Annotated in this window: 6 protein-coding genes; 3 read left to right on the top strand and 3 right to left on the bottom strand. The window is 56.4% G+C overall.

Translation table 11 applies throughout. From position 1 onward, the window contains the following. A partial coding sequence (locus tag AC2FH0_RS08160) for a cupin domain-containing protein (protein WP_496789044.1) occupies positions 1 to 866 on the top strand: 866 nt, incomplete at its 5' end. A 207-nt stretch (positions 867 to 1,073) separates the two neighbouring features. Continuing rightward, positions 1,074 to 2,150, top strand: coding sequence for a DUF2793 domain-containing protein (locus AC2FH0_RS08155; RefSeq protein WP_496789043.1), 1,077 nt, complete (start codon positions 1,074 to 1,076; stop codon positions 2,148 to 2,150). Positions 2,151 to 2,182: 32 nt separating this feature from the next. On the opposite strand, the gene fcl is transcribed toward AC2FH0_RS08155, so the two are convergent. Together fcl and gmd are read right to left on the bottom strand one after the other, a co-directional pair. Beyond that, complete coding sequence (gene fcl / locus AC2FH0_RS08150; RefSeq protein ID WP_496789041.1) at positions 2,183 to 3,160, bottom strand: GDP-L-fucose synthase; 978 nt, start codon at positions 3,158 to 3,160, stop codon at positions 2,183 to 2,185. A 10-nt stretch (positions 3,161 to 3,170) separates the two neighbouring features. Continuing rightward, positions 3,171 to 4,295, bottom strand: coding sequence for a GDP-mannose 4,6-dehydratase (gmd, locus tag AC2FH0_RS08145; RefSeq protein ID WP_142639846.1), 1,125 nt, complete (start codon positions 4,293 to 4,295; stop codon positions 3,171 to 3,173). Between the two features lie 160 nt (positions 4,296 to 4,455). Between gmd and AC2FH0_RS08140 the strand changes: the two genes are divergently transcribed. Beyond that, on the top strand, positions 4,456 to 5,760 hold the full coding sequence (locus AC2FH0_RS08140) for a UDP-glucose dehydrogenase family protein (RefSeq protein WP_142639848.1): 1,305 nt from the start codon (positions 4,456 to 4,458) through the stop codon (positions 5,758 to 5,760). Between the two features lie 59 nt (positions 5,761 to 5,819). On the opposite strand, the gene AC2FH0_RS08135 is transcribed toward AC2FH0_RS08140, so the two are convergent. After that, positions 5,820 to 7,103, bottom strand: coding sequence for a TRAP transporter large permease (locus AC2FH0_RS08135; RefSeq protein ID WP_416383921.1), 1,284 nt, complete (start codon positions 7,101 to 7,103; stop codon positions 5,820 to 5,822). Between the last annotated feature and the right edge of the window lie 6 nt (positions 7,104 to 7,109).

Raw genomic sequence — 7,109 nt, 5'->3', positions numbered from 1 at the left:
TGATCGCCGATGGCAGCTATCTTTGGAATTCGGGGATATTTCTGTTCGCGGTCAAAGACATAATTGCTGCATTCAAAGAACATGCGTCCGCACTGCTGGACCCGGTCGGCAAGGCCGTCCGTGAGGCAAAGGCCGACCTCGGGTTTCTGCGCCTCGATCCCCAAGCCTGGGGCACGGTCGAGGATATCTCGATCGACTACGCGGTCATGGAGAAAGCCCGCAATCTGAGCGTTGTTCCTTACGCCTCTGGCTGGTCGGATGTCGGCAGCTGGTCGGCAGTTCAAGAGCTGAGCAATCCAGACGCCGATGGCGTTGCCACCACGGGCCAGGTTACCACCATTGACTGCCGGAACGTATTGGTGCGTTCAGAAACCCCCACGCAAGAAGTTGTTGCGATGGGTCTGGAAAACATGATTGCGGTCGCCATGCCCGATGCGGTTTTGGTGGCCAGCATGGACAAGGCTCAGGACGTCAAACAGGCGGTTGCGGCCCTGAAGGCCAAAGGTGCCAAACAAGCGGAATCGCTGCCGGTCGATCATCGCCCTTGGGGCTGGTTCGAAAGCCTGGTCATCGGGGATCGGTTCCAGGTCAAACGCATACACGTTCACCCCGGCGCCTCACTAAGCCTGCAATCCCATCACCACCGGTCTGAACACTGGATCGTTGTTCAGGGCACGGCAAAAGTTACGATCGACGAAGATGTGCGCCTGATCTCTGAAAACCAATCTGTCTACATCCCGCTCGGCGCCGTTCATCGGATGGAGAATCCGGGCAAGGTGCCGATGGTTCTGATCGAGGTCCAGACCGGGTCTTATCTGGGTGAGGACGACATCATCCGGTACGAGGATGTGTACGCCCGCAGCTAACCTTTAGCGGCGATTGGTAAACTTAAGGGCAGCTTCGGCTGTCCTTTTTCGTTGAATCCAGACCTTTGGCTACGCCCCATGGAATCCTCCAAACGTTAGCAAATGATTATTCGAACGTTCGGTCAGATCAGAACGGATTCATCCTGGGCACGGCAATGTAGCGCGCAATGCAATAGTCGGACCGACAGCTACAGGAGGACGCCACCCGTGTCACAAAACTCACCCAGATTGGATTTACCTTTCCTGCAACCTTCGCAGGCCCAGAAACACGTCACCCATAACGAGGCGCTGCGTGCTCTGGACCTGATTGTCCAGCTGAGCGTAGCGTCGACAAACGCCTCGGTCCCGCCTGCGGTGCCGGAACAGGGCGAGATTCACGCGCTTGGCGCCAACCCTACCGGGGATTGGGCCGCGCAGCCGGGCGCCCTTGCGGCCTGGTTGGATGACGCCTGGCATTTTGTGACCCCGGGAATCGGCTGGCTGGCCTGGGATGAACAGGCCAACCGGTTGAAGATCTGGGACGGCGCAGACTGGTCTGAGCCTCAGGTCGCAACCCAGAACCTGGACGGTGTCGGTATCGCGACAGGGTATGACAGCACCAATCGGCTTTCGATCCGGTCGCCTGCGACGTTGTTCAGCCATGACGGGGCGGGTCACCAGTTGAAGATCAACAAGGCAGCGGCCGGGGATACCGCCTCGCTTTTGTTCCAGTCAAACTGGGTTGGCCATGCGGAAATGGGATTGTCTGGCAATACCGGTTTTTCCATCAAAGTCTCGGCTGATGGCGGATCCTGGACCGAGGCGCTGAGCTTTGACCCCGCCACCGGAATAGCCTCTGGCTCTGCCATTCAAAACGATGCCGAAGACATCACCGCAGGTCGCCTGATGCGGGCCGACTATGGCTACTGCCCCGGAAACCTGCTGGGCTCTGTGTCAGAAACCGCCGGGGTGCCAACCGGCGCGGTCGTCGAACGCGGATCAACCGCCATTGGCGAATACGTCCGGTTTGCGGATGGTACACAAATCTGCACGGGCGTTCTGACGCCCACCGATTGCGTGAACGCCGAAGGATCGCTGTATTCCAGCGCCGAGACCACCTGGAGCTTTCCCGCAGCCTTTGCGTCCGGAACCTCACCCTCGGTCGGTGGCAGTGGCGGCGCGACAAGCCGGTTTATAGGTTTGGGCGCGGCCACTGAAACAGAAGTGCCCTTTAAGGTTCTATCGGCATCCTCGGACACAAGCAGCCTGTCCCCAACGGTAATCGCAACCGGTCGCTGGTTCTGAGCTTTAGACCGTCCGGAGCTATGCCCAGGCGGTCATTTGGCGCGCAAATCGGTGTCTGCCTGCTCCAGAAACCACGCATAGGTCTCCCGGATACCATCTTCGAGTCCAACGCGTGCTCGCCACCCCATATCGGCCAGTCGGGACACATCCATCAACTTGCGCAGTGTCCCGTCAGGCTTGCTGACATCCTGAGTGATCTTACCCGTGAATCCGGTTGTTCCGGCCACCAGGGCCGCCAGCTCAGCGATTGAGATATCTTCGCCGCATCCCACATTGATATGGCTCAGCATCGGCTGGGTATTCGCATCGTAGATATCGCGCGGTAAGTCGAGCACAAACAAGGACGCCTCGGCCATATCATCGACATGCAAAAACTCGCGCCGCGGTTTTCCTGTGCCCCAGATCACCACTTCTTCCAGCCCGTCGCGCTGTGCCTCGTGGAATCTGCGGATCAGGGCCGGCAGGACATGGCTGTTTTCGGGGTGAAAATTGTCTCCGGGTCCGTAAAGATTGGTTGGCATAACCGACCGGTAATCGACGCCATGTTGGCGATTATAGCTTTCACACAGCTTGATCCCGGCGATCTTTGCAACGGCATAGGGTTCGTTGGTGGGTTCCAGCACGCCGGTCAGCAAAGCGTCTTCACGCATGGGCTGAGGCACAGCCCGTGGGTAAATGCACGAGCTGCCCAGCTGTAGCAAATGCTTTACCCCCGCTGCAAAAGCCTGATGAATCACGTTGCATTCAATCATCAGGTTTTCGTAAATGAAATCTGCGGGGTACGTGTTATTTGCGTGAATCCCACCGACCTTGGCCGCGGCTAGGATCACCATATCCGGACGCTCAGTCTGCATAAAATCACGCACGGCGGATTGGTCGGTCAGATCCAGTTCGGAATGCCTGCGCGTGATCAACTCCAGCGCTTCGCCTTCGTCCTTGCGGTTTTGCAAACGACGCAGGATTGCGCCGCCAACCATACCACGATGCCCGGCAACATAGATCTTACGCATGAGGGCCTCCTCAGCCGTTTTCCAGGCTCATTGGCAGCTCAAACCCGTGCTCTTTCAAAAGCGCGTGACGTTTGGCCGTCTTCAGGTCTTCGGTCACCATCTCAGCGCACATTTCCTGCACGGTCAGTTCTGGTACCCAACCCAGTTTGTTCTTGGCGTTTGAGGGATCGCCCAGAAGGGTCTCGACCTCGGCCGGGCGAAAATATTGCGGGTCTATCCGCATCACGACGTCACCGGGTTTCAATCCCGGGGCTTTGTCCCCCTCGATCGAGACGACAGTCGCGGTTTCGTCAACGCCTGACCCGGTGAATTCCAGTGAAACGCCAAGCTCGGCTGCCGACCATTCAATGAACTGTCGTACCGAATACTGAACCCCGGTCGCAATCACGAAATCCTCAGGATTGTCCTGCTGCAGCATCAGCCACTGCATCCGCACATAGTCCTTCGCGTGGCCCCAATCCCGCAGACTGTCGATATTGCCCATGTACAGGCAACTTTCCAATCCTTGCGCAATATTTGCCAAACCGCGTGTGATCTTGCGGGTAACAAAAGTTTCGCCCCGGCGCGGGCTTTCGTGGTTAAACAGGATCCCGTTACAGGCATACATGCCATAGGCCTCACGGTAATTGACCGTGATCCAGTAAGAATAAAGTTTGGCAACCGCATAAGGTGACCGTGGGTGGAACGGGGTGGTTTCGCGTTGCGGGGTCTCTTGCACCAGACCGTAGAGTTCCGAGGTCGAGGCCTGATAGAAGCGTGTCTTTTTCTCGAGCCCGAGAAAACGTATCGCTTCCAGCAAACGCAAAGTACCAATGGCATCCACATCCGCAGTGTATTCCGGGGATTCAAAACTGACGGCCACATGGGACTGTGCGCCTAGGTTATAGACCTCGTCCGGCTGCACTTCGCGAATGATTCGCGTCAGGTTAGACGTATCGCTCAGATCTCCATAGTGCAGGTGCAGTTTGGGATTGGGAACGTGTGGATCCTGATAGATGTGATCGATGCGTTGCGTGTTGAATGAGGACGCCCTACGCTTAATGCCGTGAACTTCATAACCTTTTTCCAACAAAAACTCGGCCAGATACGATCCGTCTTGTCCGGTAATCCCGGTGATTAATGCCGTTTTTGTCATAGTTCCGCCCTACGAAAACAAATGTGTATGATTGCCGACCCAAAAACAGCAAGAATCCCCGGAATGCAACCCAAGCACGCTGACAGGCATTGAAACCGGCGGAACTTTCTTCGAATGTGTGCGCGCCAAAGGCGGTATTTGTTAAGAAGGGTATTTTAGTATGCGTATTGCGATGATCGGAACCGGCTATGTAGGTTTGGTGTCCGGGGTATGTTTTTCCGATTTCGGCCATGATGTCATTTGCGTCGACAAGGCCGAACAGAAAATTGAGATGCTGCAGGCTGGCGAAGTCCCGATATATGAGCCCGGGCTTGACGTCCTGATGGCCAAAAACGTAGCCGCTGGTCGGCTCAGCTTTTCCACGGACCTGGCCGCAGCAGTGGATGGTGCGGATGCTGTTTTTATTGCCGTGGGCACGCCCACACGTCGCGGGGACGGTCACGCCGATCTGACTTATGTGATGGCCGCCGCAGAAGAAATTGCGCATGCGATTACGGGCTACACTGTGGTGGTAACCAAATCGACCGTTCCAGTTGGCACCAATCGCAAGGTGCATCAGGTCATTTCTGCCGCCAACCCGAAGGCCGAATTCGACGTCGCCTCGAACCCTGAATTCTTGCGCGAAGGGGCCGCCATTGATGATTTCATGCGCCCGGATCGTGTGGTTGTCGGCGTTGAATCAGACCGCGCCGCCGATGTCATGGCGGAAATATACCGCCCGCTTTACCTGCGGGACTTCCCGATCCTGACCACCGATCTGGAAAGCGCAGAGATGATCAAATACGCCGCTAACGCGTTTCTTGCGACCAAGATCACCTTTATAAATGAGATCGCAGGCCTGTGCGAACGTGTTGGCGGCGACGTGAAAGAGGTCGCCCGAGGCATCGGTCTGGATGGACGCATTGGCAATAAATTCCTACATGCAGGTCCGGGATATGGCGGATCGTGCTTTCCAAAAGACACCGCCGCTCTGGCCCGGATCGGTCAGGAACATGCCCACCCGATGCAGATCACCGAAACCGTCATCCGGGTGAATGACGAGGTCAAGAAACGGATGATCCAGAAAATCCGAGATGTCTGCGACGACAGTTTCAATGGAAAAACGATCGCTGTTCTGGGCGTGACCTTCAAACCCAATACCGACGATATGCGTGATGCGCCCTCGTTAACTATCGTGCCTGCACTGATCGGTGGTGGGGCAACGGTGCGGGTTGTCGACCCTCAGGGGCGTTCCGAAGGTGAGGCCCTGCTGCCCGGCGTCGAATGGTGCGAAGACCCCTATGCTGCTGCTGCTGATGCGGATGTCGTTGTGCTGTTGACCGAATGGAACGAGTTCCGTGCGCTCAATCTGAGCGAACTAGCTGGCACGATGAAATCCCCCCGAATGGTCGATCTGCGCAATATCTATTCCGAACCCGCCGTCAAGAAATCCGGCTTCGATAGTTACGTCGGTATTGGGCGCTGATCTTCGGATCAAGTTTGGATGGCCGATTCAAAACAACCGGCCATCCGTCATTCATTTTGTCAAAACGCCGCCAGATCCCTGAGGAACAGCGCGATACCCGGGAAGTAGATCAGCATAGCCGTCATCAGCGCCAGGATCGCGAAGAACGGCAAAGTGCCCCGGATCACCTCAAGATAAGGTCTGTTGAAAATCGCGATTGCGGTGAAGATATCGCAGCCAAACGGCGGTGTTGCTGATCCGATGGCCATCTGCAGCGTCACCATAACCCCGACAAGAACCGGATCAATCCCCGAGGCATCCACGATCGGAACGAAGATTGGCGTAAGGATGACAAGCACGACCAGCGAGTCGACGAACATACATCCCACGAAGAAGCACAGCGCGATGATGAACAGGATGTATTCCTGCGACGCGCCTTCCAGGTTCAGCGGCTCTAACAAGCCCTGTGGGATCTGTTCGAAGGAAATATACCAGGAGAACGCCTGACCGATCCCGACAAGGATGAACACAACCGCCGTAATCAATCCTGTGCTGAGAGCGGAATCCAAAACGTCGTTGAGTTTCAGTTCCCGATAAATCACGCATTCGACGATCAGCGCATAAAGCACCGAAAACGAGGCTGCTTCGGTCGGGGTCACTGCGCCGGTGTAGATACCGCCGACGATCAGGACCGGGAAACCAAGCGGCAGTATGGCCTTGCGAAACGCTGCGCGCCGCTCGGCCCCGGATTTCTTTGGCACCCGCGCGATCAGATCGCCCTGCAGGACGCTGTAGAAATAGCAATAGACCGAAAACATCAGCGCCAGAACAACGCCCGGACCAATTCCTGCAATGAACAGCTCGCCCACGCTGGTATTGGCCAGCGTGCCATATAGGATCATCCCGATGCTTGGAGGGATAAGGAAGGCGATGTCGCTGGCATTGATGATCAACGCCATGACAAAACTGTCCTTGTAACCGGCCTTCAGCAGCTTTGGCCGCATGATCTGACCAATCGAAACCACGGTAGCCTGAGTCGAACCCGAAACCGAGCCGAACAATGTGCAACTGATGCAGGCCGTGATCGGCAATCCGGCCCGGCGGTGACCGACAAAGGCTTCGATCAGCCCCAGCAGATTGTTGGCCGTATGACCTCTCGCCATGATATCGGCGGCGAATATGAACATCGGCACAGCGATCAGCGCGTTTGGCGAAATGCCGGTGACCATCTGCTGGATGATGACGCCAGTATCGCTTTGCGAGAAATGAACAAGGCCAATCAGCGTGGCAACCGCTAGCGGAACAACCATCGGGTAGCTGAGGAACAGCAGAACCACCATCGCCACGACCAGAGCAAAGGTGATTACATA

The sequence above is a fragment of the Ruegeria sp. CDSC051 genome (assembly GCF_059610665.1).
This window is presented reverse-complemented; position numbering and strand designations above follow the sequence as displayed.

Coding starts and splice junctions, on each gene's coding strand:
- fcl (WP_496789041.1), bottom strand. CDS start 3,160: ATGCGTAAGATCTATGTTGCCGGGCATCGTGGTATGGTTGGCGGCGCA.
- gmd (WP_142639846.1), bottom strand. CDS start 4,295: ATGACAAAAACGGCATTAATCACCGGGATTACCGGACAAGACGGATCG.
- AC2FH0_RS08140 (WP_142639848.1), top strand. CDS start 4,456: ATGCGTATTGCGATGATCGGAACCGGCTATGTAGGTTTGGTGTCCGGG.